At 69.3% G+C, this 25,343-nt stretch carries 22 protein-coding genes, 2 pseudogenes and 1 riboswitch; of the genes and pseudogenes, 9 read left to right on the forward strand and 15 right to left on the reverse strand.

Annotation, left to right across the window (positions count from 1 at the left end; genetic code table 11):
- Nucleotides 1–93: 93 nt before the first annotated feature.
- A complete protein-coding gene (locus AB5J49_RS12925; protein ID WP_369168758.1) occupies nucleotides 94–1,437 on the reverse strand; it encodes an NYN domain-containing protein in 1,344 nt (447 codons plus the stop codon).
- Between the two features lie 36 nt (nucleotides 1,438–1,473).
- Nucleotides 1,474–1,713 (reverse strand): hypothetical protein, encoded by a 240-nt coding sequence (locus AB5J49_RS12930; RefSeq protein ID WP_369168759.1) that lies wholly within the window; start codon nucleotides 1,711–1,713, stop codon nucleotides 1,474–1,476.
- A 159-nt stretch (nucleotides 1,714–1,872) separates the two neighbouring features.
- Here AB5J49_RS12930 and AB5J49_RS12935 point away from each other — a divergent pair.
- The 4 genes and pseudogenes from AB5J49_RS12935 to AB5J49_RS12950 all read left to right on the forward strand — a co-directional run.
- Nucleotides 1,873–2,683 (forward strand): annotated as a pseudogene (locus AB5J49_RS12935) (rhomboid family intramembrane serine protease).
- On the forward strand, nucleotides 2,680–2,961 hold the full coding sequence (locus AB5J49_RS12940; protein WP_048585175.1) for an Lrp/AsnC family transcriptional regulator: 282 nt from the start codon (nucleotides 2,680–2,682) through the stop codon (nucleotides 2,959–2,961). The pseudogene AB5J49_RS12935 and the gene AB5J49_RS12940 overlap by 4 nt, the downstream one beginning before the upstream one ends.
- 87 nt (nucleotides 2,962–3,048) lie before the next feature.
- Nucleotides 3,049–3,363: a small secreted hydrophilic protein gene (locus AB5J49_RS12945; protein ID WP_369168760.1), complete on the forward strand. Its 315-nt coding sequence runs from the start codon at nucleotides 3,049–3,051 to the stop codon at nucleotides 3,361–3,363.
- Nucleotides 3,338–3,877 (forward strand): annotated as a pseudogene (locus AB5J49_RS12950) (glycerate kinase); the annotation flags it as partial. The gene AB5J49_RS12945 and the pseudogene AB5J49_RS12950, both read left to right, overlap by 26 nt.
- Here the strand turns inward: AB5J49_RS12950 and AB5J49_RS12955 are convergent.
- The 6 genes from AB5J49_RS12955 to AB5J49_RS12980 all read right to left on the reverse strand — a co-directional run bounded on the left by AB5J49_RS12955 (nucleotide 3,832) and on the right by AB5J49_RS12980 (nucleotide 10,999).
- Nucleotides 3,832–5,214 carry an aminotransferase class V-fold PLP-dependent enzyme gene (locus AB5J49_RS12955; RefSeq protein WP_369168761.1) on the reverse strand — a complete coding sequence of 461 codons (1,383 nt, stop codon included), beginning with the start codon at nucleotides 5,212–5,214 and terminating at the stop codon, nucleotides 3,832–3,834. The pseudogene AB5J49_RS12950 and the gene AB5J49_RS12955 sit on opposite strands and share 46 nt — an antisense overlap.
- Nucleotides 5,215–5,357: 143 nt before the next feature.
- A riboswitch (SAM riboswitch) is annotated at nucleotides 5,358–5,474 on the reverse strand.
- A gap of 85 nt (nucleotides 5,475–5,559) precedes the next feature.
- Entirely contained in the window at nucleotides 5,560–6,624 is a 1,065-nt protein-coding gene (trpD, locus tag AB5J49_RS12960; protein WP_369168762.1) for an anthranilate phosphoribosyltransferase, read from the reverse strand.
- A gap of 185 nt (nucleotides 6,625–6,809) precedes the next feature.
- Complete coding sequence (locus tag AB5J49_RS12965; RefSeq protein WP_369168763.1) at nucleotides 6,810–8,444, reverse strand: cytochrome bc complex cytochrome b subunit; 1,635 nt, start codon at nucleotides 8,442–8,444, stop codon at nucleotides 6,810–6,812.
- On the reverse strand, nucleotides 8,441–9,490 hold the full coding sequence (locus tag AB5J49_RS12970) for a Rieske 2Fe-2S domain-containing protein (protein ID WP_369168764.1): 1,050 nt from the start codon (nucleotides 9,488–9,490) through the stop codon (nucleotides 8,441–8,443). Before AB5J49_RS12970 ends, AB5J49_RS12965 begins: the two co-directional genes overlap by 4 nt.
- On the reverse strand, nucleotides 9,487–10,299 hold the full coding sequence (locus tag AB5J49_RS12975; RefSeq protein WP_369168765.1) for a c-type cytochrome: 813 nt from the start codon (nucleotides 10,297–10,299) through the stop codon (nucleotides 9,487–9,489). Before AB5J49_RS12975 ends, AB5J49_RS12970 begins: the two co-directional genes overlap by 4 nt.
- Nucleotides 10,300–10,378: 79 nt before the next feature.
- The gene (locus AB5J49_RS12980) at nucleotides 10,379–10,999 is read right to left on the reverse strand and encodes a heme-copper oxidase subunit III (protein ID WP_031483278.1); all 621 of its coding nucleotides are present in this window, start codon (nucleotides 10,997–10,999) and stop codon (nucleotides 10,379–10,381) included.
- A gap of 145 nt (nucleotides 11,000–11,144) precedes the next feature.
- Between AB5J49_RS12980 and AB5J49_RS12985 the strand changes: the two genes are divergently transcribed.
- On the forward strand, nucleotides 11,145–11,546 hold the full coding sequence (locus AB5J49_RS12985; protein ID WP_369168766.1) for a hypothetical protein: 402 nt from the start codon (nucleotides 11,145–11,147) through the stop codon (nucleotides 11,544–11,546).
- Between the two features lie 19 nt (nucleotides 11,547–11,565).
- Here the strand turns inward: AB5J49_RS12985 and AB5J49_RS12990 are convergent, their stop codons facing one another.
- From AB5J49_RS12990 to coxB, 4 genes are all read right to left on the reverse strand, one after another.
- The gene (locus AB5J49_RS12990; protein ID WP_369168768.1) at nucleotides 11,566–12,828 is read right to left on the reverse strand and encodes an Ig-like domain-containing protein; all 1,263 of its coding nucleotides are present in this window, start codon (nucleotides 12,826–12,828) and stop codon (nucleotides 11,566–11,568) included.
- 131 nt (nucleotides 12,829–12,959) lie between these two features.
- A complete protein-coding gene (locus AB5J49_RS12995) occupies nucleotides 12,960–13,358 on the reverse strand; it encodes a cytochrome c oxidase subunit 4 (protein WP_369168769.1) in 399 nt (132 codons plus the stop codon).
- A complete protein-coding gene (ctaD, locus tag AB5J49_RS13000; protein ID WP_369168770.1) occupies nucleotides 13,355–15,091 on the reverse strand; it encodes a cytochrome c oxidase subunit I in 1,737 nt (578 codons plus the stop codon). The genes AB5J49_RS12995 and ctaD overlap by 4 nt, the downstream gene beginning before the upstream one ends.
- Nucleotides 15,088–16,053 (reverse strand): cytochrome c oxidase subunit II, encoded by a 966-nt coding sequence (gene coxB / locus AB5J49_RS13005; protein WP_369168771.1) that lies wholly within the window; start codon nucleotides 16,051–16,053, stop codon nucleotides 15,088–15,090. The genes ctaD and coxB overlap by 4 nt, the downstream gene beginning before the upstream one ends.
- A gap of 260 nt (nucleotides 16,054–16,313) precedes the next feature.
- Here coxB and AB5J49_RS13010 point away from each other — a divergent pair, with 260 nt between their 5' ends.
- Complete coding sequence (locus tag AB5J49_RS13010; protein WP_369168772.1) at nucleotides 16,314–17,690, forward strand: cysteine desulfurase/sulfurtransferase TusA family protein; 1,377 nt, start codon at nucleotides 16,314–16,316, stop codon at nucleotides 17,688–17,690.
- 20 nt (nucleotides 17,691–17,710) lie between these two features.
- Here the strand turns inward: AB5J49_RS13010 and AB5J49_RS13015 are convergent, their stop codons facing one another.
- Nucleotides 17,711–18,685: a carbohydrate kinase family protein gene (locus AB5J49_RS13015; protein WP_369168773.1), complete on the reverse strand. Its 975-nt coding sequence runs from the start codon at nucleotides 18,683–18,685 to the stop codon at nucleotides 17,711–17,713.
- Between the two features lie 131 nt (nucleotides 18,686–18,816).
- Between AB5J49_RS13015 and AB5J49_RS13020 the strand changes: the two genes are divergently transcribed.
- Nucleotides 18,817–19,026: a hypothetical protein gene (locus tag AB5J49_RS13020; RefSeq protein WP_302001302.1), complete on the forward strand. Its 210-nt coding sequence runs from the start codon at nucleotides 18,817–18,819 to the stop codon at nucleotides 19,024–19,026.
- A gap of 185 nt (nucleotides 19,027–19,211) precedes the next feature.
- Nucleotides 19,212–21,086, forward strand: a complete 1,875-nt coding sequence (locus AB5J49_RS13025) for a hypothetical protein (protein ID WP_369168774.1) — start codon at nucleotides 19,212–19,214, stop codon at nucleotides 21,084–21,086.
- An 84-nt stretch (nucleotides 21,087–21,170) separates the two neighbouring features.
- Here the strand turns inward: AB5J49_RS13025 and AB5J49_RS13030 are convergent, their stop codons facing one another.
- The gene (locus tag AB5J49_RS13030; RefSeq protein WP_356016021.1) at nucleotides 21,171–21,527 is read right to left on the reverse strand and encodes an iron-sulfur cluster assembly accessory protein; all 357 of its coding nucleotides are present in this window, start codon (nucleotides 21,525–21,527) and stop codon (nucleotides 21,171–21,173) included.
- A 245-nt stretch (nucleotides 21,528–21,772) separates the two neighbouring features.
- On the opposite strand from AB5J49_RS13030, the gene nadA reads away from it, so the two are divergent.
- Complete coding sequence (gene nadA / locus AB5J49_RS13035; protein WP_369168775.1) at nucleotides 21,773–22,957, forward strand: quinolinate synthase NadA; 1,185 nt, start codon at nucleotides 21,773–21,775, stop codon at nucleotides 22,955–22,957.
- A gap of 21 nt (nucleotides 22,958–22,978) precedes the next feature.
- On the opposite strand, the gene AB5J49_RS13040 is transcribed toward nadA, so the two are convergent.
- Nucleotides 22,979–25,225 (reverse strand): PQQ-binding-like beta-propeller repeat protein, encoded by a 2,247-nt coding sequence (locus tag AB5J49_RS13040; RefSeq protein ID WP_369168776.1) that lies wholly within the window; start codon nucleotides 25,223–25,225, stop codon nucleotides 22,979–22,981.
- Nucleotides 25,226–25,343 lie beyond the last annotated feature (118 nt).

A 25,343-nucleotide genomic window follows, 5' to 3' on the forward strand; every position in this document is an offset into this window, starting at 1 on the left:
TTTACACACAACTCACATGCTGTGATGCGCGCTTGACCCTACGTTGCGTGACAGTCACGCCAATTCGGGCATTGCGCCTGTACGTTGGCGTTTTCAGGACAGCCGCTTGAGAAGCACCGCAGAAGCCACCGGCCGCGCCCCGGCCCGGGCCACCCCGTCGGCGACCTCACGGTCGGTGGAGGCGACGATGACCGGACGGCCCGGCGGCTCGGCGCGCACCAGTTGGCGGATCAGCTCGTCGGCGGTCACGCCGGGCTTGGAGAACAGCACCCGCACGCCGCGCGGCGGCGCGAGCAGCACCGGCGCGGCCAGCTCGGCCCCGTCGAAGACACAGGTCACCTCGGCGCCGGTCTGCGCGGCGAGCTGCGAGAGCTGGCCGAGCAGCCGCAGTCGCTGCTTCTCCAGCGGCATCTGGGGATAGCCCGTCTTGGTGACGTTGTAGCCGTCGACCACCAGATGGGCCTGCGGCAGTGCGAGGAGCTGGTCGAGGATCGCGGGGTCGTTTTCGGACAACGCCCGTGCGGCGATGTCCTTCGGGGTCATTCGTCCCGGTTCGACCGCGTCCACGGTCTCGGCGGGCCGCACGGAGACCGGCGGCAACGCCAGCTCCCGGCGCAGCCCTTGGGCGGCGTCCAACAGGGTGTCCAGGAGCAGCCGTACGCGCATGTCCTCGACGCTGCGCCCCTCACGGGCCGCTCTGCGCGTGGCCTCCAGGGCGGCCTCGGCCTCCCCGAGCCGGGCCTTGAGCCGCCGGGTCTCGCTCTCGGCCGCGGAGACCTGGGCGTGCCCCTCGGCGCGTACGGTCTCCATCTCGCCCTGGATCTTGCGCAGGGCGGCCTCGCCGCGCTTGACGTCACTGAGGGCGGAGCGAAGCTTGCGGTGAAGCGATTCGGCTTCCTTCTTGGCCGCGTCCAGCTCGGTGCGCAGCCGCTCGGTCTCGGCCCGGGTGTGTTCACGGGCGTGGGCGAGCTCCTCGCGCAGCCGCTCCAGCTCGGCGCGGCTCTCCTCGTCGGCGCGCTCGGCGTCGGCCCGCTGGACCTCCTCGCCGGCCGAGGTGACCAGCTTGACCCAACCGGTGGGCCGCAGAACATAGGCCGCGGCCGCCACGTCGAGCGGGTCCGCGGCCGGGGGCGCCGAGCCTGAGTCGAGGGCGCCGGAGAGCTCCGGCTGGGCCTCTCTGAACTTCTCCCCGATGCGCTGGCGGAACAGCGGATCGGTCTCCAGCGCCGCCGCCATCGCGTTGCCGGCGAACTTGGCCCGCCGGTTCGGCGCGAACCTGGCGTACTGCCGCAGCTGTGCGGGCAGTTCGCCGACGGTCAGCCCGCCGAACCCGTCGGACACGATCTGTACGACCTTGCGCCGTACACCGTCGGGCAGCGGACGGTCGAGCACCTCAGCGGCGCCGTCGCCCGGCCCCCCGCCTTGTGTCTCCACCATCCGTCACACCCCAATGCTGTGCGGGAGCTGCTCCCCTCAGGAGCCGGCGCCCGGCCTGTCCACGAGTTCCACCTTGTCCACGGCGTTGCACCAGCGGCAGCGCACCGACTCGATGATCTCACTGAGCACCTCACGCTCCTCGACCTTCGGCTCACCGGCCAGATCGAGGTGGACGTACTCCACGACCTTGGACGAGCGCGTCACGTCGAAGCGCGTGAGATTGCCGCAGAGGGTGCAGCGCCACCGCGTCGTGGTGGTCGGCAGGGGAACCGTCATCGTGACTGTTCGCTTTCCTTCTAGTGTCAGTGATACGCCCCGAGCTCCCCGGTGCGTGTGGCTCGTAACCCTACGGCCTGGCGGGTACTCACCGCTCGGCCGTCCACGGCGGCGAGGCGGTCTGTGCGAGTGCGTCCCGTTACGCCATGCTCTGTGTCCATGATCAGCGACTGGAGCGTGGTGCGTTTCGGGGCTCGGTTCGGCAGAGTGGGCCGATCGGCCTTCCGGTCGTCGGCGCCGGTGACGTACGGGCTGATCGCCCTGTGCTGTCTGCTCTTCCTGATGGGCCCGGCGGCGGGGCTGAATCCGGCGTACGGCTCCGGCGACGGGCTGCTCGCCACGCAGCGGGCCTACTTCCACCGCTGGGGCGTGGTGCCCGCCGAGCTGTTCGAGGGCTCGCCCCGCGCCGCCCTCACCCCGGCCACGGCCCTCTTCGTGCACGGCAGCTGGGTGCATCTGCTCGGCAACATGCTCTTCCTCTACGTCTTCGGGGTGATGACCGAGGAACGGATGGGCCGCGTCCAGTTCATCCTGTTCTACCTCGGCTGCGGCTACCTCGCCCTGCTGGGCTACGCGGCCGCCAACGACGGCTCCACCCAGTCCCTGGTCGGCGCGTCCGGGGCGATCTCGGCCGTCCTCGGCGCGTTCCTGTTCGTCTTCCCCGGCGCGCGGGTGACAAGCCTGCTGCCGTTTCTGCTCTTCCTGCCGCTGCGCTTCCCGGCGTGGGTCGTGCTGCCCTTCTGGGTGGCCCTGCAGTGGGTGGCGGCGGGGCGGGCCGACCAGGGGCCGGGCGTGGCCTATCTGGCGCACCTGGTGGGCTTCGGGCTGGGCTTCGGCTACGCGTGGGCCCGGTTCAGGGAAAAAGGAGGGCGCGTAGCGCGGCCTTGGAAGGGCGGTGGTGGGAGACGGGTGGGCGACTAGAGTGAAGGCCGCCCCAGCTCCGGCCTCCGAGGGAGAGAACCAACCGTGATCACCGCGATCGTCCTGATCAAGACCAGCGTGGACCGGATTCCCGAGATCGCGGAGCGGATCGCTTCGCTGGAGAGCGTGACCGAGGTCTTCTCGGTCACCGGGACGTACGACCTGATCGCCATGGTGCGGGTGAAGCAGCACGAGGATCTCGCCGAGGTCATCCCGGGCCGGATCAGCAAGATCCCCGGTGTCGAGGGGACGGACACGCACGTGGCGTTCCGTACGTACTCGCAGCACGACATCGAGGCCGCGTTCGCCATCGGGCTGGACAGCTGACGCCCGCTGCCGCCGGCGCCCCGAGATGAAGAGTTCTTCATCCGGCCCTCATCCTTCTCGCCGTGTGCCGGACCCAGGATCGGGCACATGGCTTTCACTCGTCGTATGGCGGCCCTGTCCGCCGTCGTGCTGATCCCCCTGGGCATCGCCGCGACCAGCTTCGCTCTCACCGACCGTCCCGCGTCACCGAAGGTCCCGTCCGAGGTGGTGCTGGAAAGCGGCTCCCCCACACCCCCACCCACACCCGTGGTCACCCCCAAGCCGACACCGACGCCCGACACGACCCCGACCGACGAGGTCGTGTCGCGGCCTCCGGTGACCGACAGCCCCACGAATGATGACGATGTAGCAGAATCCCGATACCGACGAGGAACTGAACTGGGCGTTCGTCCTCACCCGTGACGTGGCCGTGCCGGACACCAACCTCCGGTACGGTCCGGGGACCGGTGCCTCCGGCGGTCTGGGAGCCGGCCTGGCCGCTCTGGGCGCCCGGCTCCTGCCCCGCTTCGACGTGCTCCTCGACCACCTCGACCTGGACGCCCGCCTGGCCCGAGCCGACCTCGTGATCACCGCTGAGAGCGCCCTGGACCACCAGACGCCGCGCGGCAAGGTCCCGGCCGAGGTGGCCCGGCGCGCCAAGCTCTACGACCGCCCGGTCCTGGCCCTGGCGGGCACGCTCGGCGAGGGTGCGCAGGACGTGCCGGGCGTGGACGCCTGCCATGGCATCCTGCCCGCGCCGATGATCCTGGCCGAGGCGCTGGTCCGGGCGAGCGAGCTGCTCACGGACGCCACCGAGCGCGCCCTGCGGATGATCGTCCTGGGTACCCGGCTACCGCTCGTGCTGCCGGCCCAGGCGTCGGAAGCGAACGCTCACGCGGAGGTGTCCGGCACGCAACGCCCGTCCTCCGTGCGGTAGTTCCACCGGGCACCGTCCGTCACGAGCTCCTGCACGGCGTTCACGAACCGCTCGACGTGCTCGGCCGGCGTACCGGCCCCGAAGCTCACCCGGATCGCGTTGAGGGACTTCTCGCCCGGAGCGGCCTCCGGGGCGCCGCACTCGCCCTGCGTCTGCGGGTCGCTGCCCAGCAGCGTCCGGACCAGCGGGTGGGCGCAGAACAGCCCGTCGCGCACCCCGATGCCGTACTCGGCGGAGAGGGCGGCGGCGAAGTGGGAGCTGTTCCAGCCCTCGACGACGAAGGAGATGACTCCGACGCGCGGGGCGTCGTCGCCGAAGAGGGAGAGGATCCGCACCTGAGGCACCTCGGCGAGGCCCGTGCGCACCTTCTCGATCAGGTACTGCTCCCGCGCGACCAGCGCGTCGAAGCCCGCCTCCGTCAGCGCCTTGCAGGCGGAGGCGATGGAGTAGGCACCGATGACGTTCGGCGAGCCGGCCTCGTGCCGGGCGGCGCTCTCGTGCCACTCGACGTCCACGCCCCCGTCCTCGCGCCGGGTGACCTTACGGCTGGCGCCGCCGCCCGCGAGGTACGGCTCCGCCTCGCGCAACCAGTCGGCGCGGCCGGCCAGGACGCCGGAGCCGAAGGGGGCGTACAGCTTGTGCCCGGAGAAGGCGACCCAGTCGACGTCGAGGTCCTGGAGGCTCACCGGGTGGTGCGGGGCCAGCTGGGCGGCGTCGAGCACGATCCGGGCGCCGTGCGCGTGGGCGGCGGCGGCCAGCTCGCGGACCGGCCACAGCTCGCCGGTGACGTTCGAGGCACCGGTGACGCAGACCAGGGCCGGGCCGTAGCCCCCTTCGGCCGACACAGCGCGGTCGGCGAGGGCGCGCTCCAGGGTCTCGACGGCCTGGCGCGGGGTGCGGGGCGCGTCGAGGTAGGTGACGTGGGCGTCGCGCCAGGGCAGCAGGGAGGCGTGGTGCTCGGTCTCGAAGACGAAGACCTGGCAGTCGGCCGGGAGGGCGGCGGCGAGGAGGTTGAGCGAGTCGGTGGTGGACCGGGTGAACACGACCTGGTCGGTGTCCCGGCAGTCGAGGAACTCGGCGACCGTCCTGCGGGCGTTCTCGAACAGGTCGGTGGAGAGCTGGGAGAGGTACCCGGCACCGCGGTGGACGCTGCCGTAGTACGGCGCGTAGGCGGCGACGTCGTCCCAGACGCGCTGGAGGGCGGGGGCGCTGGCGGCGTAGTCGAGCGCGGCGTAGCTGACCTCGCCGCCGGTGACGAGCGGGACGGTGACATCACGGCCCAGAACGGGCAGCGGGGTGCAAACGGACCGGTCGGCGGCAGCGGTGGAGACAGACATGGCGAACTCCCGTGAGAGGCATGCGAGTTGAGGCATGCGGAGAAGAGAAAAAGGGTGCGCGGAGGCGGGGCTCGGCGGCCCTATCGCATTCGCTTGCTCACGGAAGGCTCCCTCGAACGACCAGGACCCCTGGTTTCGAGAGGGGCCCGCGCTTGCCGTAGACCTCGCTGCCTACGGCCTGGTCTTCACCCGGGGCACCCCGCCACGGACGGAGGGTTGCCGGACAGTCGGCCGGGGCCTCATGACTGTCACTCATGACCTGGTCCAACATCCTGCCATACGATCTTCGATGCGCAAGGGCGCAGTCCGGATCCTGGACTGCGCCCTGCGTCACATGCTGCCGGCTCAGGCGTTGCTGGCGGCCACCCACCGGTCGAGCGTCCGCTTCGCCGCGCCCGAGTCGATCGACTCCGCCGCCTTCGCCATGCCGAGTCGGATCTGCTCCGTGAGCGGCGCGTCCGTCTGCTCCAACGCCACCAGCGCCGCAGCCGAGTTGAGCAGTACGGCGTCCCGCACCGGGCCCGTCTCGCCGTCCAGCAGGCGCCGGGCGACCTCCGCGTTGTACGACGCGTCGGCGCCGCGCAGCGCCTCCACAGGGACCAGGTCGAGGCCGACGTCGCGCGGGTCGAAGGCCTCCTCGGTCACCTTGCCGTCGCGGACCACCCACACCCGCGAGGTGGCCGTCGTGGTGAGCTCGTCGAGGCCGTCGTCGCCGCGGAACACCAGCGCCGACGAGCCGCGTTCGGCCAGTACGCCGGCGATGAGCCCCGCCATCCGGGTGTCGAAGCAGCCGACCGCCGAGGCGGTGACGCGGGCCGGGTTGGTCAGCGGGCCGAGCAGGTTGAAGGAGGTCGGGATGCCCAGGTCCCGCCGTACGCCACCGACGAACCGCATCGAGGGGTGGAACTTGGCGGCGAAGCAGAAGGTGATGCCGGCCTCGTCCACCACCCGCGCCACGCCCTGCGGCGACAGCTCCAGGTTGATGCCGAGCTTCTCCAGCACGTCGGACGAGCCGCTCGCCGAGGACGAAGCCCGGTTGCCGTGCTTGACGACCTTCGCTCCGGCGCCCGCGATCACGATGGCGGACATCGTCGAGATGTTGACCGTCTTGGCTCGGTCGCCACCCGTGCCGACGATGTCGACGGCCGGGCCGGGGATGTCCAACGGCTGCGCGTGGGCGTACATCGCCTCGACGAGGCCGTTGATCTCCTCGACCGTCTCGCCCTTGGCCCGCAGGGCCACCATGAAGCCCGCGATCTGGGCGTCCGAGGCCTCGCCGCTCATGAAGCGGTCCATCGCCCAGGCCGTGTCGCCGGCGCTCAGGTCCTGTCCGCCGAGCAGGGCACTCAAGACCTCGGGCCAGGAACGGCCCGCCGCGGTGTCGCCTCCAGCGGGGGTCACAGCGCTCATAAGCCGCTCCTGGGTCAGTTGTGGTGTCCCGCACTACGGGACGCGAGTCTCAACGGGTCCACCCTATCCAGCCCCGGGGCATGGCGAAGGGCCCCGTCCGTACAACGGACGGGGCCCTTCAACCGTGGCGTGGCTGAGCAGTACTGGCGAGACCGCGGTTCCGACGCGGCGCCATCAGCGGAGCGTCAGTGGTGGCCGTGGCCGCTCGTGATCTCCTTGTACTCCTCGACGGTCGGCTTCGGGATCTGGCCGTCCTCGTCGAAGTACGACTTGCTGAGCTTGGCGCGCAGCTTCTCGGAGCCCTTCACCTTGCGCTCGACGCCGTTCTCGTCGACCGTCGGGCCGATCTCGAGCGGCTTGTACTGCTCGTGCGCGGTGAGGGTGTACAGCGCGTCCTGGCTGAGCGGCTCGTGCACCTCGATGAACTCACCGTGCGGCAGGCGCTTGATGATGCCCGACTCGCGGCCGTGCAGCACCTTGTCCTTGTCCCGGCGCTGCAGGCCGAGGCAGATCCGCTTGGTGACGATGAAGGCGAGCACCGGTCCGGCGAAGAAGCCGATCCGGACGAACCAGGTGACCGCGTTGATCGACAGGTGGAAGTGGGTGGCCCACAGGTCGTTGCCACCGCCCACCAGGCCGATCATGTACACGGTGATCCAGGCGACGCCGAACGCGGTACGCGTCGGGGCGTTGCGCGGACGGTCCAGGATGTGGTGCTCGCGCTTGTCGCCGGTGACCCAGGACTCGATGAACGGGTAGAGCGCGATCGCCATCAGGACCACACCGAAGAGCACCAGCGGGATGAACACGCCGAGGACCAGCGTGTGACCCCAGAAGTTGATCTCCCAGCCCGGCATGTAGCGGACCAGACCCTCGGCGAAGCCCATGTACCAGTCGGGCTGGGCGCCCGTGGACACCTGGTCCGGACGGTAGGGACCCATGGCCCAGATCGGGTTGATCTGCGCGATGGCCGCGATGGCCGCGATGACACCGAAGACCAGGAAGAAGAAGCCTCCGGCCTTGGCCATGTAGACCGGCAGCAGCGGCATGCCGACGACGTTCTTGTTGGTCTTTCCGGGGCCCGCGAACTGCGTGTGCTTGTGGTAGAAGACCAGGATCAGGTGGCCGACCACCAGACCGAGCATGATGCCCGGCAGCAGCAGGATGTGGATCGAGTAGAAGCGGGCCACGAAGTCGACGCCCGGGAACTCGCCGCCGAAGAGGAAGAACGAGATGTACGTGCCGACGATCGGCATGGACAGGATCGCGCCCTCGGTGAAGCGGACACCGGTGCCGGAGAGCAGGTCGTCCGGGAGCGAGTAGCCGGTGAAACCGGTGAACATGCCCAGGACGAACAGCAGGAAGCCGAACAGCCAGTTGATCTCACGCGGCTTGCGGAACGCGCCCGTGAAGAACACGCGCATCATGTGCACGAACATGCCGGCGAGGAAGATCAGCGCCGCCCAGTGGTGGATCTGCCGGATGAGCAGACCACCACGCACGTCGAAGGAGATGTGCAGCGTCGAGCTGAACGCCTCCGACATGAGCTGTCCCTGCAGCGGGACGTAACTGCCGTGGTACTCCACCTCGTTCATCGACGGGTGGAAGAACAGCGTCAGGTACACACCCGTGAGGATGATGATGATGAAGCTGTAGAGGCAGACCTCACCCAACATGAACGACCAGTGGTCGGGGAAGATCTTGCGCATGTTGGTCTTGGCCAGGGAGTAGATCCCGAGCCGGCCGTCCGCCCAGTCGGCGACGCGCTCGCCGGCCGGCGCTTTGTCGCGCCGGGCGTCGTTGTTCTCGTTGGTGCTCATCCGCGCTCCCAGAATGCAGGACCGACGGGCTCTTCGAAGTCGCCGAGCGCCTCGAGGTAGCCCTCGTCGTTCACGCCGATGCGCAGCTGCGGCAGGGCGTGACCGGCCGGGCCGAAGATCACTCGGGCACCGTCGGAGAGGTCGAAGGTGGACTGGTGGCAGGGGCAGAGCACGTGGTGCGTCTGCTGCTCGTACAGGGAGATCGGGCAACCCACGTGGGTGCAGATCTTCGAGTACGCGACGATGCCCTCGTGCGACCACTCGAGCTCGCGCTTGTCCTTGATGTCGTCGGGCTGGAGCCGGACGATCATCAGGGCGGCCTTGGCGATCTCGTTCTGGAATTCGTGGTCGTGCTCCTCCAGGCCCTCCGGCTTGGCGAAGGTGAGGGAGCCGACCGCGACGTCCGAGGGACGCAGCGGCTCGTCGGTGTTCATGTTGACGAGCAGCTTGCCCTTGGACCACAGGGTGTGACGCAGCTTGGTGCCGGGCAGCGGACCGAGGTCACGCAGCAGGACGACACCGGAGAGCGGCACCAGGGTGAGCGCGCCGAGCATCGTGTTGCGGATCAGCTTGCGGCGGCCGATCGCGGACTCCTTGGCGCCCTGCCGGAAGTCGGCCATGACCTTGGCCTTGACCTCGGGCTCCGCCGCGATCGCGTGCCGGTCGTCGGCGACCTCCACGTCGGACATCAGGGTGCGGGCCCAGTGGACCGCGCCCGCGCCGATGCAGAACAGCGCCGTACCGAGGGTCAGACCCAGCGCGAAGTTCAGCGCGTTGAGGTGCCCGATCGGGAAGACGAAGACCGACTTGTCGTGCGGGATGGCCACGTACGAGGCGATGAAGCCGACGGTGGCCAGCATCGACACCGTGAACAGCAGGGCGACCGCGCGCTCGGACCGCCTGGCGGCCCGCTCGTCGATGTCCTGGATCCGGTGCTCGTGGGGCGGCAGGCCGGGGTCGGCGAAGGGGTTCTTCTCGTCCGCTACCGCGACGTGGGCGTCCTGCTCAGCGGGCAGGTTCTCTTCTGGAATCTCTTGGCTACTCATGACTTCTTGGCCTTTGCGGTCCGAGCGGCGACCCAGACGGCGACCGCGATCAATCCGCCGAGACCGAAGATCCAGGCGAAGAGGCCCTCAGTGACCGGCCCGAGGCCGCCCAGCTCCAGGCCACCCGGGTTGACCGTCTCGTCGCTGTTGACCGCGTGCAGGTACGCGATGATGTCCTTCTTGTTCTGCTCCGACAGCGTGGTGTCGGGGAACGACGGCATGTTCTGCGGGCCGGTCTGCATGGCCTCGTAGATGTGCTTCGGGTCGACGTCCTCGAGCGTCGGCGCGTACTTGCCCTTCGTCAGCGCGCCGCCCTTGCCGGTGAAGTTGTGGCACTGCGCGCAGTTGTTGCGGAAGAGCTCACCACCCTTGGCGATGTCCGCACCCTCGGGACCGTACTGCTCCTCGGTCGGGACGGACGGGCCGGCGCCCAGCGAGGCGATGAACGCCGCGAGCTGGTCGATCTCGGCCTGCGAGTAGATGTTCTTCTTCGCCGGGACCTGGGCGCCCTGGGAGGTGGCGGCCGGCATACGGCCCGTCGAGACCTGGAAGTCGACGGCTGCAGCGCCGACGCCCACCAGGCTAGGACCGTCGGAGGTGCCCTGACCGCCGGTTCCGTGGCAGCTGGCGCAGCCGACGGTGTAGAGCTTCTTGCCCTCTTCGATGGTGAGGGACTGGGCGGATTCCTCGGCCTGCGCCTTGTCCGCGGGTGCGAAGACGGCGTACAGCCCCCCCGTGCACGCCAGCGCGAGGAGTAGGACGACGACCGCCGCCAGCGGATGGCGTCGTCGTGCGGAGAGCTTTTTCACGGATTACCCCGGTGTCAGGATCTTCTGCGTCGATGCTTGGGTATGTGCGTTTGTGGAACGCGCGCGGGATCGGGCCCGGCTACTTGATCATGTAGATCGTGGCGAAGAGGCCGATCCAGACGACATCGACGAAGTGCCAGTAGTAGGACACGACGATCGCGGCGGTCGCCTGCTCGTGCGTGAACCTCTTCGCCGCATAGGTGCGGCCGAGGACCAGCAGGAAGGCGATCAGACCGCCCGTCACATGCAGGCCGTGGAAACCGGTGGTCAGGTAGAAGACCGAGCCGTACGGGTCGGACGAGAGCGAGAGGCCCTCGTGCTTGACCAGCTCGGTGTACTCGTACACCTGACCGCCGATGAAGATCGCACCCATGATGAAGGTGACGATGAACCAGCCCCGGAGCTTCTTCACGTCGCCGCGCTCGGCGGCGAAGACGCCGAGCTGGCACGTGAGGGAGGAGAGCACCAGGATCGTGGTGTTCGTCGCCGAGAACGGGAAGTTCAGGGCGGCCGCCTTCTCGTGCCAGAAGTCCGGACCGGTCACCGATCGCAGGGTGAAGTACATCGCGAAGAGGGCCGCGAAGAACATCAGCTCGGAACTCAACCAGATGATGGTTCCGACGCTGGTGAGGTTCGGTCGGTTGACCGACGGGTGCGCGTGACCCTTGTCTACTGTCGTTGCTGTCGCCACGACCGACATTATGTCGGTCGCTTATCCCGCCCTCACTCCGGGGGGTGCCGTTCGGAGTGTCTTCCCCCTTCAAACCGGTGTTGACGTGGTGTTCAAGGGAGTAGCATCCGGCCCAACGGGCCTGTCCTTACGACGCTGACGTCACGGAGGAACAATGCAGCCGACCGCCACGGTGCTGGTCTACAGCGACGACTCCAACACCCGCGAGCAGGTGAGGTTGGCTACGGGGCGCCGACCCGCTCCGGACGTGCCTGTAGTGGAGTTCGTGGAGTGCGCGACGCCGGCGGGGGTGCTGCGCGAGCTGGACAAGGGCGGCATCGACGTCTGTGTGCTGGACGGTGAGGCCGTGCCGATGGGGGGCATGGGGGTCTGCCGCCAGATCAAGGACGAGGTGTTCAACGCCCCGCCGGTGCTGCTGCTGATCGGGCGGCCTCAGGATGCGTGGCTGGCCACGTGGAGCCGGGCCGAGGCGGCGGTGACGTTGCCTGTGGAGCCGGTGGAGTTCGCGGCGGCGCTGGCGGCTCTGTTGCGGTCGATGAGGCTTCAGAGTGCCTAGGGCCTCGGCGGCTTGAGCTTCAAACGCTCTGCGGCCTCAGTCTTGCCCTCTCGGAGGGGCTTGGGCCATCAGGGGTGCCGCCGACCAACGCGCTGCCGCCCCGCCACTTCTTCCAGGGCAGGTTCCAGTCGCCGAAGCCGTTGCCGAACGCTTCCATCGTGTTGCCGTACGAGTTGATGACCTTGACGATGTCGCCCTCGCGGACGTTGTCGAAGAACCACTCGGCGTTGGCGGTGCTCATGCCGGTGCAGCCGTGGCTGACATTGGCGTAGCCCTGGGAGCCGACCGACCAGGGGGCGGCGTGGACGTACTCGCCGCTCCAGGTCACCCGGGTGGCGTAGTAGACCGGTAGGTCGTACGAGTCTGCGGAGCCCTCGGATATGCCGATGCTGGTGCCGCGCATACGTACGAAGTACTCCTTGCCCAGGACGACCTTGACGCCGTTGCGGGTCTCGAAGCCGGGCTTGCCGGTCGTGACCGGTATCGACCTGACCTCCTCGCCGTTGCGGTAGAGCGTCAGCTGGTGGGACGCGGCGTCCGTGACGGCGATGACCTGGTCGCCGATGGTGATCGTCAGGGGCTTGGCCTTGCCGCCCCAGAGGCGGTCGCCGACCTTGATGCCTTCGAGGTTGCTGCGGGCCTGGACGGTGGCGTTGGTGGGCCAGTACTCCTTGGGGCGGTAGTGGAGTTCCTTGTCGTCCACCCAGTGCCAGGTTCCCTCCACGGCGGGCGTGGAGTCGACCTTGAGGGCCCGCTCGACTATCTGCCGCTGCTTTGTGTCCTTGACGGGCAGGTTCAGTTCGGCCGTGACGGGCTGGCCCACGCCGTATGTGCCCGCCTTGGGGCCGAACTCCACCGTCAGGTGCTTCTTGGTGGTCGGCTTGCTGGTGTCGAAGGTGAGGACCTTGCGGCCGGGGGCGCCGTCCTCGTCCTCGGTGCTCACACGCACCGTGTAGCGGGCGTTGGCGGCCAGCGGAGAGGTGCTGTGCCAACGGGTGCCGTCGGCGGAGAGTTCGCCCGCCACATAGCGTCCTGCGGCGTCCCTGGCCGTGACGTCCGTGATACGGCCGTCGGAGTCCTCCGCGGTGATCTCCAGGGGCTTGTCCGGGTCGGCCTTCTCGCCGTCGCCCGCGGGACCGTTGAAGGCGATCTGGTCTGCCGCGTCGTACGGCTCGGCGGACAGCGGGTTGCCGTCGCTGCCGCAGCTGATCGCGCTCGCGCCGAGCGCGATCAGCAGGAGCGTGCAGCCTATGACGGTGCTCGTGCGCGGTGTTTTGCTCATGGCCTCACGCTAGGAAGGCACGTCAGCCATGGCGCGCCGGATAGCGCGTACGGGTGATCCTGATTGCGGCAAACGCAGGAGCCCGGACACTCCTGACGGAGTGTCCGGGCTCCTGATGAGCTCAGCTCGTGTTACTGGGTGCGGTTCTCACCGCGGTAGTACTCGAAGACCCAGCCCCAGAGGCCGATCATGATCAGCGGCGCCGAGAAGTACATCAGCCACCAGCCGATCGCGATCGACAGGAAGGCGAAGGCGCCACCGATCGCGAGGGAGAGCGGCTGCCAGCTGTGCGGGCTGAAGAACCCGACCTCGCCGGCGTCGTCCGCGACGTCCGCCTCCTTGTTGTCCTGGGCGCCCGTGTCGACCCGCCGGGCCGTGAAGCCCAGGTAGAAGCCGATCATGATGGACAGACCGAAGGCCAGGAAGAGGGCCGTGGTGCCGGCCGGCTCCTTCGACCACACGCCATAGACAACCGCCATGGCGAGGATGAAGACGGCCAGCCAGATGAACATCTTGCCCTGAACCTTCACTTGCCGGCCTCCTTGCCACCAGCCAGAGCCTTCTCACCGTGAGGTGCGTTCTCGAGCTGGTCGAGAGCGGCGATCTCAGGGTGATGCAGGTCGAACGCCGGGGATTCGGAACGGATCCGCGGCAGAGTGAGGAAGTTGTGCCGCGGCGGCGGGCAGGACGTCGCCCACTCGAGCGAGCGGCCGTAGCCCCACGGGTCGTCGACGCCGACCGGCTTGCCGTACTTGGCCGTCTTCCACACGTTGTAGAAGAAGGGCAGCAGCGACGCGCCGAGCACGAACGAGCTGATCGTCGAGATCGTGTTCAGGGCGGTGAAGCCGTCGGCCGCGAGGTAGTCGGCGTAACGGCGCGGCATGCCCTCGGCACCCAGCCAGTGCTGGACGAGGAAGGTGCCGTGGAAGCCGATGAACAGCGTCCAGAAGGTCATCTTGCCGAGGCGCTCGTCGAGCATCTTGCCGGTCATCTTCGGCCACCAGAAGTGGAAGCCGGAGAACATCGCGAAGACGACCGTGCCGAAGACGACGTAGTGGAAGTGCGCCACCACGAAGTACGAGTCGGAGACGTGGAAGTCCATCGGCGGCGAGGCCAGGATGACGCCGGTCAGACCACCGAAGGTGAAGGTGATCAGGAAGCCGGTCGCCCAGAGCATCGGTGTCTCGAAGGACAACGAGCCCTTCCACATCGTTCCGATCCAGTTGAAGAACTTCACGCCGGTCGGTACGGCGATGAGGAACGTCATGAAGGAGAAGAACGGCAGCAGCACACCGCCGGTGACGTACATGTGGTGCGCCCACACCGTCACCGACAGACCCGCGATCGCGATGGTCGCCGCGATCAGACCCATGTAGCCGAACATCGGCTTGCGGGAGAAGACCGGGATGACCTCGGAGATGATGCCGAAGAACGGCAGGGCGATGATGTACACCTCTGGATGGCCGAAGAACCAGAAGAGGTGTTGCCACAGCAACGCTCCGCCGTTGGCCGAGTCGAAGACGTGGGCGCCGAACTTTCGGTCCGCCTCCAGCGCGAACAGCGCGGCCGCCAGGACCGGGAAGGCCAGCAGGACCAGCACCGCGGTCAGCAGCACGTTCCACACGAAGATCGGCATGCGGAACATCGTCATGCCGGGGGCGCGCATGCAGATGATGGTGGTGATGAAGTTGACCGCACCGAGGATCGTGCCGAAGCCGGAGAAGGCCAGACCCATGATCCACAGGTCGGCGCCGATGCCCGGCGAGCGGACCGCGTCCGACAGCGGGGAGTAGGCGAACCAGCCGAAGTCGGCCGCGCCGTTCGGGGTGAGGAAACCGCCCACCGCGATCGTCGAGCCGAAGAGGTAGAGCCAGTAGGCGAACATGTTCAGCCGCGGGAACGCCACGTCGGGCGCGCCGATCTGCAGCGGCATGATCCAGTTCGTGAAACCGGCGAACAGCGGCGTCGCGAACATCAGCAGCATGATCGTGCCGTGCATCGTGAACGCCTGGTTGAACTGCTCGTTCGACATGATCTGCAGGCCCGGACGGGCCAGCTCGGCACGCATGAGCAGCGCCATCACGCCGCCGATCACGAAGAACACGAACGACGTGACGAGGTACAGCGTTCCGATCGTCTTGTGGTCGGTGGTGGTGAGCCACTTGACCACGACATTGCCGGGCTGCTTGCGCCTGACCGGCAGCTCGTTCTCGTACGAGTCCTCAGCTGCCGCGGCACCCTGGGGTTCGTTGAGGATGCTCACAGGTTTGTCGTCTCCCGGTTCTTCTCGTGGCCCGTCTGCGCGATGCCGGCGGGAACGTAACCGGTCTGCCCCTTCTTGGCGAGGTCCTTGAGGTGCTGCTCGTACTCGTCGGGGGAGACGACCTTCACGTTGAACAGCATCCGGGAGTGGTCGACGCCGCACAGCTCGGCGCACTTGCCCAGGAAGGTGCCCTCCTTGTTGGGGGTCACCTCGAAGGCGTTGGTGTGGCCCGGGATGACGTCCTGCTTCATCAGGAACGGCACCACCCAGAACGAGTGGATGACGTCACGCGAGGTGAGGACGAAGCGGACCGTCTTGCCCTTGGGAAGCCACAGGGTCGGACCCGGGTTGCCCGTGTCCGGGTTCCGCGTACCGGGGGTGCCGGCGTCGTAGACACCGCCCGCGTTCGCCGGGAAGTCCTCCTTGAACCGGTCCGGAATGGCGGCCAGGTTCTTGTCGGTCTTCGCGTCACCGGTGGAACCGTCGACGGGCTGGACGTAGTTGAAGGCCCAGCTCCACTGGTAGCCCACGACGTTGACCGTGAGGTCGGGCTTGTCCTTGAGGGTGAGGAGCTTCGTCTCGTCGCGGGCCGTGAAGTAGAAGAGCACCGAGACGATGATGAGCGGGACCACCGTGTACAGCGCCTCGATCGGCATGTTGTACCGGGTCTGCGGAGGGACCTCGACCTTGGTGCGGCTGCGCCGGTGGAAGATGGTGCTCCACAGGATCAGGCCCCAGACCAGCACGCCCGTGGCGAGCGCGGCCGCCCACGACCCCTGCCACAGTGAGAGGATCCGCGGAGCCTCTTCCGTGGCCGGGGTGGGCATACCAAGGCGAGGGAAGTCTTCCCAGTTGTACGAGCAACCGGTGGCTGTCGCCAAGACCAGGCCCGCAGTCATTGCCTGCAGCAGCTTCCGCCGCATCGGGCGCCGCGGCGAGCGGTCGGAGCCGTTGGGACTCACGTAGCGCCTTCCCGAGAGTCTCGCCCGCGCGGTTGTGGCTGCGGCCTTCTCGCTGGTCGGTCGCCGCCCTGCGTCGGGCAGGGGTTTGGATGTTTATGCGGACCAAACCCTAGCCGACGCTCTCCGGGGGTTCGCGGGGAGGGGGGCCTACTGGAGTGGGGGGTTCGCTTGATTGGCGGCTGCGGGTCTGTTGTGGTTGCTCGCGCAGTTCCCCGCGCCCCTTGAGGGACGTTGCAGCGACCGGCGGTTAGCGTTGCCGTGTGGGCTATTTCGACGCTGCTTCCAGTGCTCCTCTTCATCCTGTTGCTCGGCAGGCTCTGCAGGCCTCACTCGACGACGGGTGGGCTGATCCTGCACGCCTGTACCGGGAGGGTCGCAAGGCCCGGATGCTGCTGGACGCCGCTCGGGAGGCCGCTGCCGAGGCTGTGGGGTGCCGGGCCGACGAGTTGGTGTTCACCTCTTCGGGGACGAAAGCCGTCCACTCGGGTGTCGCCGGGGTGTTGGCCGGGCGGCGGCGCATCGGGCGTCACCTGATGGTGTCCGCCGTCGAACACTCCTCTGTGCTCCATGCGGCTGACGCGCACGAGGCCGACGGGTGGTCGGTCACCCAGATCGCGGTGGACCGAGCGGGGGCGGTGGCGGTGCGGGCGTACGCCGATGCCCTTCGGCCGGACACCGCGCTCGCGTGTCTTCAGTCGGCCAACCACGAGGTGGGGACCGAGCAACCGGTGGCGGAAGTGGCCGGGGTGTGCCGGGACGCCGGGGTGCCGTTGTTGGTGGATGCGGCGCAGTCGCTCGGGTGGGGGCGCGTCGAGGGTGACTGGTCGGTGTTGACCGGGAGCGCCCACAAGTGGGGTGGGCCGGCGGGGGTCGGGCTGCTCGTCGTGCGCAAAGGGGTGCGGTTCGCCGCGCAAGGGCCCGCGGACGAGCGGGAGTCGGGGCGGGCGGCCGGGTTCGAGAACATCCCGGCGATCGTCGCCGCGGCGGCCTCGCTGCGTGCCGTACAGGCGGAGGCGGCCCAAGAGGCGGTACGGCTGCGGGAGCTGACGGAGCGGATCCGGGCGCGGGTGCCGGGGCTGGTGCCGGACGTGGAGGTGGTCGGCGATCCGGTGCGGCGGCTGCCCGGCGTCGTCACTTTCTCCTGTCTCTATGTCGACGGGGAGACACTGCTGCACGAGCTGGACCGCGCCGGGTTCTCGGTCTCGTCGGGTTCGTCCTGTACGAGCAGCACGTTGACGCCCAGCCATGTGCTGAAGGCGATGGGGGTGCTGAGCGAGGGGAACGTGCGGGTGTCGTTGCCGTTCGGGACGGCGGCGGAGGACGTCGAGCGGTTCCTGGAGGTGCTGCCGGGGGCCGTGGCGTCCGTACGGGAGAAGCTCGGGGCGCCGGTGCCCAGCACTGTCGTACGGGACGACGTCCTGGTCGTGGACGCGATCGGCAAGCTCTGTCCGCTTCCGGTCATCGAGCTGGCCAAGGTCATCGGCGAGGTGCCCGTGGGCGGCACGGTCCGGGTACTCGCGGACGACGAGGCGGCCCGGCTGGACATCCCGGCGTGGTGCCAGATGCGGGGGCAGGAGTACGTCGGTGAGGAACCGGCGGACCAGGGGACGGCGTACCTGGTCCGCCGGGTGAGCTGAACTCCCCGAGGGGCGGAGCGTCAGCTCAGGTGTGCCTGGACGTCGGCGGCGGCGTCATGCCCGTACGCCTTGGTGAAGCGGTCCATGAAGTGCGCCCGGCGCAGCCGGTACTCCTGCGTGCCGACGGTCTCGATGACGAGCGTCGCCAGCATGCAGCCGACCTGCGCGGCCCGCTCCAGCGAGACGTTCCAGGCGAGGCCGGAGAGGAACCCGGCGCGGAAGGCGTCGCCGACGCCCGTGGGGTCGGCCTTGCGGTCCTCCTCCGGGCAGCCGACCTCGATCGGGTCCTGGCCGACCTGCTCGATGCGCACGCCGCGCGAGCCGAGGGTCGTGACACGGTGGCCGACCTTGGACAGGATCTCCTCGTCCGTCCAGCCGGTCTTGGACTCGATGAGGCCCTTCTCGTACTCGTTCGAGAAGAGGTACGTCGCTCCGTCCAGCAGTATCCGGATCTCGTCGCCGTTCATGCGGGCGATCTGCTGGGAGAAGTCCGCGGCGAAGGGGATCTGACGGGAGCGGCACTCCTCCGTGTGGCGGAGCATCGCCTCGGGGTCGTCGGCGCCGATGAGGACCAGGTCGAGGCCGCCGACGCGGTCCGCGACGGTCTTCAGCTCGATGAGACGGGCCTCGCTCATCGCACCGGTGTAGAAGGAGCCGATCTGGTTGTGGTCGGCGTCGGTGGTGCAGACGAAGCGGGCGGTGTGCAGCGTCTCGGAGATGCGGACCGAGCCGGTGTCGACGCCGTGCCGGTCCAGCCAGGCCCGGTACTCGTCGAAGTCGGAGCCCGCGGCGCCGACCAGGATCGGCTGCGTGCCCAGTTGTCCCATGCCGAAGGCGATGTTCGCGCCTACGCCGCCCCGGCGTACGTCCAGGTTGTCGACCAGGAACGAGAGCGAGACCGTGTGCAGCTGGTCCGCGACGAACTGGTCGGCAAAACGGCCGGGGAAGGTCATGAGGTGGTCAGTGGCGATGGAGCCGGTGACTGCGATGCGCACGGCGTGGAGTCTCCTGCGGGGAGGTTGGGTTGACAGTCCACGCTACCGTTCACGCCCTGGACTCTGAAGCAGTCGAAACTACCCGATAGTAGATCTTTCTTCGCGAGCTCCTGCGTGTCTACGGTTCGGCTATGACGAAAATCGAGGTCCATGCCCCGGCTCCGATCGACCTGGAGGGCGACCTGGCGTCGTTGCGCGGTGACTGCGCGCGGATGGCTCCCCACTGGACCGCTCCCGACCGTGTCCTTTCCCGTCCGGTCTCCCCGTCACTCATCCATGGAGTGACCGTGCCGCCGAAGTCGGCGCGGCTGCTGGACGCGATGTCGGACTACGGCGACTGATCGGGCCAGGGCGACCGATCGAACTCCGGCGGCCGAATCGGCGCCTTTCAGGGAACCGTGCGCTCCCCCGCTGCGTCCCATCGCTGTCCCCCGTAAAGGGGATGCGGGATACGACCCGATAGCCGGCCTTTTGACAGGGCCGGGTCAGGGTCAAGGGACATGTGCGCAGCCGAAGGAGCGATGCGGTGAACACCGAGCGACCCGACAACGACGATGCGGGCGCCTCCGGCAAGGACACGGAGGAGGCACGGGCGGAGAAGGACGCCGTCCGTGCGGAGGGGCTCGGAGCCGAGGGTGAGGCGGCGGGCGGAGCTCCTGGCGCCGAGGGTACCGAGGGCGGCGGGGCCGACGAGGCCGTCTTTGAGGGTGAGGACGCCTCGCAGGAGGCCGCTGCGGAGAAGGGCGATACGGAGAAGGGCGATGCGGAGGGGGCCTCGGCCCCGGACCCGGCGACTGCCGCCGCTTCTGTCGCCCCCGCCGCCGGCCCGGCTCCTGCCGCTCCCCCGGCGGCCCCCGCTGCTCCCGCAGCCGAGACCTCCGACCCCGCCGCCCTCGACCTTGCCGCCGACCACCGGCACGACGGCGCCCACGACGGCGCCCGGCGCCGGTCCCCCGTGGTCATCGCCTCCGTCGCTGCCGCCGTGCTGCTCGTCGGCGGGGGCGGGGCCTACCTCGCCGCGAGTGCGTCCGGAGGGTCGGGCGGAGGTACGACGTCGGGGGCGTCCGGCGGTGGCACTCCGCCGCCGCTGCACCTCGACGGCTACACCGAGGGCGGTGGCAAAGGCATCGCGCCCGGGGAGCCCAACCCGTACGGCGTCACGTACAAGGCCGACGGGGAGCTGGCGGACGGGCCCGGCTCGGCGCCGGTGTACCGGGCCCAGGGTGAGGTCGGCGCGGACCAGGTCGCCCGGCTGGCCGAGGCGCTCGGCGTGGACGGGACGCCGGTGGCGCAGGGGCAGACCTGGAAGGTCGGGGCGCAGGACGGGGCGGGGCCCAGTCTGCAGGTGGACAAGCAGGCGCCGGGGACCTGGACGTTCTCCCGGTACGCACCCGGCACCGACAACTGTGAGAGCAGCACCGTCTGCCACAAGGACGCCCCGGACCCTGCCGCCGACCCGGTGAGCGAGGACGCCGCGAAGAAGGCCGCCGCACCGATCCTCAAGGCGGTGGGCCAGGACGACGCGAAGCTCGACGCGAGCGAGCTCATGGGCGCCCAGCGGGTTGTGAACGCCAGCCCCTTGGTCGGCGGGCTGCCCACGTACGGCTGGACGACCGGGGTCACCGTGAGCGCCCAGGGCGAAGTGGTCGGCGGAAGCGGCCAGTTGAAGGCGCCGGTGAAGGGTGACACGTACCCCGTGCTGGATGCCGAGAAGACGCTCGGGCTGATGAACGCGGCGCCGGGGACCGACCACCGCATGGGCATAGGCGGCTGCGCCAGCCCCGTACCGCTGAAGGACCGCCTGGAGGCGCCCTGCGGGGCGGAGGCCTCGACGGGGGCGCCGGCCAAGGACACCGTCACGGTCGAGAAGGCGGTGTTCGGGCTGGCGTCGCACTACGTGGACACCCGGCAGACGCTGGTGCCGTCCTGGCTGTTCCAGGTGCGGGCGCCGGGCGCGCAGGACAGTTTCACGGTGACGTATCCGGCCGTCGACCCGAAGTACCTGGTCTCGGCCACGCCGTCCGAGGAGCCGAGCGGGCAGCCGACGCCGCGGCCGACCGAGCCGAAGGACGAGCCGACCTCGGCGCCGATCACGGAGAACGTGGCGGTGGACGGCTATACCGTCGACGGCAGGGAACTGACCGTGGCCTTCACGGGCGGCGTGTGCGCCGAGTACAAGGTGACGGCGAGCGAGAGCGAGGACCAGGTGAGGGTCCGGGTGACCGGGACCACTCAGCCGGGCGAGATCTGCATCATGATCGCCAAGGTGTTCCACAAGACCGTGCAGCTGGACGAGCCGCTCGGTGGCCGCAAGGTCGTGGGCTCGGACGGGCGGGCGATCCCGCTGGAGAAGCCCGGGACGCGGCTTCCGGACGCACCGCAGACGTCCGGGGCCCGGTAAGGCCCCGCGGACGCGGGAAGGCGGCGGCCCCGTCGGAGGGGGCCGCCGCCTTCCCGCGTTTCGGCCGGGCTGGCTCAGCCGGGCTCAGTTGAAGGAGTCGCCGCAGGCGCAGGAGCCCGTCGCGTTCGGGTTGTCGATCGTGAAGCCCTGCTTCTCGATGGTGTCGACGAAGTCGATGGACGCGCCGCCCAGGTACGGGGCGCTCATGCGGTCGGTGACGACCTTGACGCCGCCGAAGTCCTTGACCACGTCGCCGTCGAGCGAGCGCTCGTCGAAGAAGAGCTGGTAACGCAGGCCGGAGCAGCCGCCGGGCTGAACGGCGACGCGCAGGGCCAGGTCGTCACGGCCTTCCTGGTCGAGCAGGGCCTTGACCTTCGCCGCGGCGGCGTCGGACAGGATGATGCCGTCGGTGACGGTGCCGGTCTCGTCCGATACGGACATCTACATCTCTCCCGGGTTGTACGGAGACTGCTTGCCGACTGGTCCAACCGGCAAGGCCGCGGATTCATTCCGGGCCGGGCACCGGCATTTTCCGGCGCCTTCTTCATGCTCGCACATGCGGCCGGAAGCGGAAAACGCCTCATCGGGATTCATGTCACATCGACGTTATGACCATCGTCAAAGTGACGTGAACCGGGTTATGATAGATAACGTCAGTTCGACGAAAAGCAGAAAGGGTGCGTGTCGTGACCACCGCCCAGACCACGGAGCTCGACGTACAGCCGACTCCGCTCGCCCTGTTGCTGCTCGGCCGTGAGGCGGACCCGAGGAGCGAGCGGGGCGTCGAGTGCCCCGGCGACCTACCCTCGCCCTCCGACCCCGACCTGGTCGAGCGCGCCCGCGCGGCCAAGGAGAAGCTCGGGAACAAGGTCTTCGTGCTCGGCCACCACTACCAGCGCGACGAGGTCATCCAGTTCGCGGACGTGACCGGCGACTCCTTCAAGCTGGCCCGCGACGCGGCCGCGCGCCCGGAGGCCGAGTACATCGTCTTCTGCGGTGTGCACTTCATGGCGGAGTCGGCGGACATCCTGACGTCCGACGACCAGAAGGTCGTCCTCCCCGACCTCGCCGCCGGCTGCTCGATGGCCGACATGGCGACGGCCGAGCAGGTCGCCGAGTGCTGGGACGTGCTGACCGAGGCAGGCATAGCCGAGCAGGTCGTGCCGGTGTCGTACATGAACTCGTCCGCCGACATCAAGGCGTTCACGGGCAAGCACGGCGGCACGATCTGCACCTCGTCCAACGCCGAGCGGGCCCTGGACTGGGCCTTCGAGCAGGGCGAGAAGGTGCTGTTCCTGCCCGACCAGCACCTCGGCCGCAACACCGCGGTCCGGGACATGGGCATGTCCCTGGAGGACTGTGTCGTCTACAACCCGCACAAGCCGAACGGCGGGCTGACCGCCGACGAGCTGCGGGCCGCGAAGATGATCCTGTGGCGCGGCCACTGCTCGGTGCACGGCCGCTTCAGCCTGGAGTCGGTGAACGACGTGCGCGAGCGGATCCCGGGCGTGAACGTCCTGGTCCACCCCGAGTGCAAGCACGAGGTCGTGGCGGCGGCGGACTACGTCGGCTCGACGGAGTACATCATCAAGGCCCTGGAGGCCGCCCCGGCCGGCTCCAAGTGGGCCATCGGGACCGAGCTGAACCTCGTACGCCGTCTGGCGAACCGTTTCGCGCCGGAGGGCAAGGAGATCGTCTTCCTCGACAAGACGGTCTGCTTCTGCTCGACCATGAACCGCATCGACCTCCCCCACCTGGTCTGGACCCTGGAGTCGCTGGCCGAGGGCAACCTGGTCAACCGCATCGAGGTCGACAAGGAGACGGAGGCGTTCGCGAAGCTGGCGCTGGAGCGGATGCTGGCGCTGCCGTAGCCCGTCCGCCGCGGCCCGCGCTCACCCCGCCGAGACCGGTGTCCGGTCGGGGTGGGCCGGGTCGAGGGTGAAGACCGTGCCGTCGGCGGTCGCCACCACCAGGGCGCCCTTGTCGAACAGCACGACGGGCGTGATCCCGCTGGCCAGGACCTCGGCGCGGGTGGAGGACTCCCACAGCGGGGTGCCGCGCGCCGCGTCCAGGGCCGCCACCCGTCCGCTCCCACTGGCCACGTACGCGGTGCGCCCGGTGGCGTCCACCATGACCTGGCCGGGCGACTCCACGGTGGTGCGGGTCTCCCACACCTTCACTCCCGTCAGCGGCGAGGCGGCGGTCACCTGGCCGGTGGAGTTGGAGAAGTAGAGCGTGCCGCGCGCCAGGGCCACGGTCCCCCGGTACCGCTGGGGCAGTTCCGTCACCTCGCGCTTCCCGCTCTCGGGGTCGACGCACACGATACGGGTGTACGTCAGGTCTCGGCCGGCCGCGACCACGTCCGCTTCCGCGTCCGACTCCACGAACAGCAGCTTCCCGTCGAGGGTGCCGACGAAGCTGCCGCTGTCCGCGGGCGAGGCCAGGCGCCGCACGGAGCCGTCGGAGGGGTCGACGACGATGAACTGCGTGTCGTCGTCCGCCGCGTCGGTGACGCACTCGATGTACGGACGGTCCGCCACGTCGAGCAGGGTGCAGAAGTGCTTCGCCGGCAGGGGTATCGTCCAGCGCTCCTTGCCGTCGGCCGCCGAGCGGGCGGTCACCGTCCGGCCGTCGGCCTCCTGCATGAGGACCAGTCCGGCGACGTCGATCGACCCCGGGCTGCCGTTGTGCACCTTCCGGGACCAGGCCTCCTCGCCGCTGTCGCGGTCGAGGGCGACGAGGGACTGCTCCTGGGTGAAGCCGGACGCGTTGTTGACGAGCAGCTGGACGAGCACCACATCGCCGTCGGCCCCGACGACCGTCGAGGTGTACCGGTCCGCGGGGATGCCGGCCGGCGCGATGCCGGCGCGCCAGAGGGTCTTGCCGGTGGCGCCGTCGATCCGTTCCGGGAGGAGTGCGTTGCCGCCGCAGTAGACGGAGCCCTGGTCCACCGCGCAGTGCGGCGCCACGTCCGCACCGTTCACGTCCGGCGCCTTGGTCACCCCGCTCGCGGCGGTCTCGGTCACCCCCGTCCGCCACGGCTTCCAGCCGGCCGGGAGGGCTGCCCAGCGGGACGCGGCGGACGCGGCGGCCGGGTCGGGGCTCACCGACGACGGGTCGTCCGCGAAACCCGGCCCGTACCGCATATAGCCCAGGAGCCCCAGGCCGAGCACGCCGACCGTGCCGACCGCGGCCCACAACGGACGCGCACGGCTGCGGCGGCCGGAGCCGGCGGCGGTGCGGTCGACGGCGCTGCCCGGGTCGGTCTCCGCGCCGGCCCGCGGTGCGCCCGCACGCAGGGTCGTCGTGGGCGGATCGTCCTCCGCGGGCTCGGGCAGGACGGCCGCGAACTCGTGGGCCAGTTCGTCGAGTCCGGGCCGGTCCTTGGTCTCCTTGGCCAGGCACCGCTCCAGGACGGTGCGCAGCGGGCTCGCCACCCCCTCCAGTACGGGCTCGTTGTGGACGACCCGGTAAGCGGTCAGATAGGGGCTGTCGGCGTCGAAGGGGCCCCGGCCCGTGATGCAGAACACCAGCAGCGCGCCGAGCGAGAAGACGTCCGAGGCAGGGCCGACCTTGCGGGCGTCGGTGAGCTGTTCCGGTGACATGAAGGGCGGGGTGCCGATCATCTGGCCGGTCTCGGTGAGGGTGTTGTGGTTCTCGGCGGCCCGGGAGATGCCGAAGTCGATGACGCGGGGACCGTCCGCGGCCATCAGGACGTTGGCCGGCTTGAGGTCACGGTGCACCACCCCCGCCCGGTGGATCTCCCGCAGGGCCTCCACCAGCCCCAGGGCCACCTGCCGCAGTTCGCCGCCGCGCAGCGCGCCCTGCTCGCGGATCCGGTCGGCGAGGGAGCGGCCGGGCACGTACTGGGTGGCCATCCAGGGCCGTACCGCCTCGGGGTCGGCGTCCACGACCGGCGCGGTGAAGGCGCCGCTCACCTTGCGGACGGACTCGATCTCCTGGAGGAAGCGGGCACGGAAGACCTTGTCCTCGGCGTACTGGGCGTGCACCACCTTGACGGCGACCTCGCGGCCCGAGCGTGCCCTGCCCCGGTAGACGATCCCCATGCCTCCGGCCCCGAGCCGGTCGACCAGCTTGTAGCCGCCGACCGACTTCGGGTCGTCCCTGTGCAGCGGCACGCGCGAATCCCCTTCCGCCGCAGAGCAGTTCGAGGCCACAGAATACGTAACCCGGGTACGGCGGCGGCCGGGTCCCCGACCTTTGTGGATCGGGGCCCGGCCGCCGTGGATCGTGACC

The organism is Streptomyces sp. R28 (genome assembly GCF_041052385.1).
Taxonomy (GTDB): Bacteria; Actinomycetota; Actinomycetes; order Streptomycetales; family Streptomycetaceae; genus Streptomyces.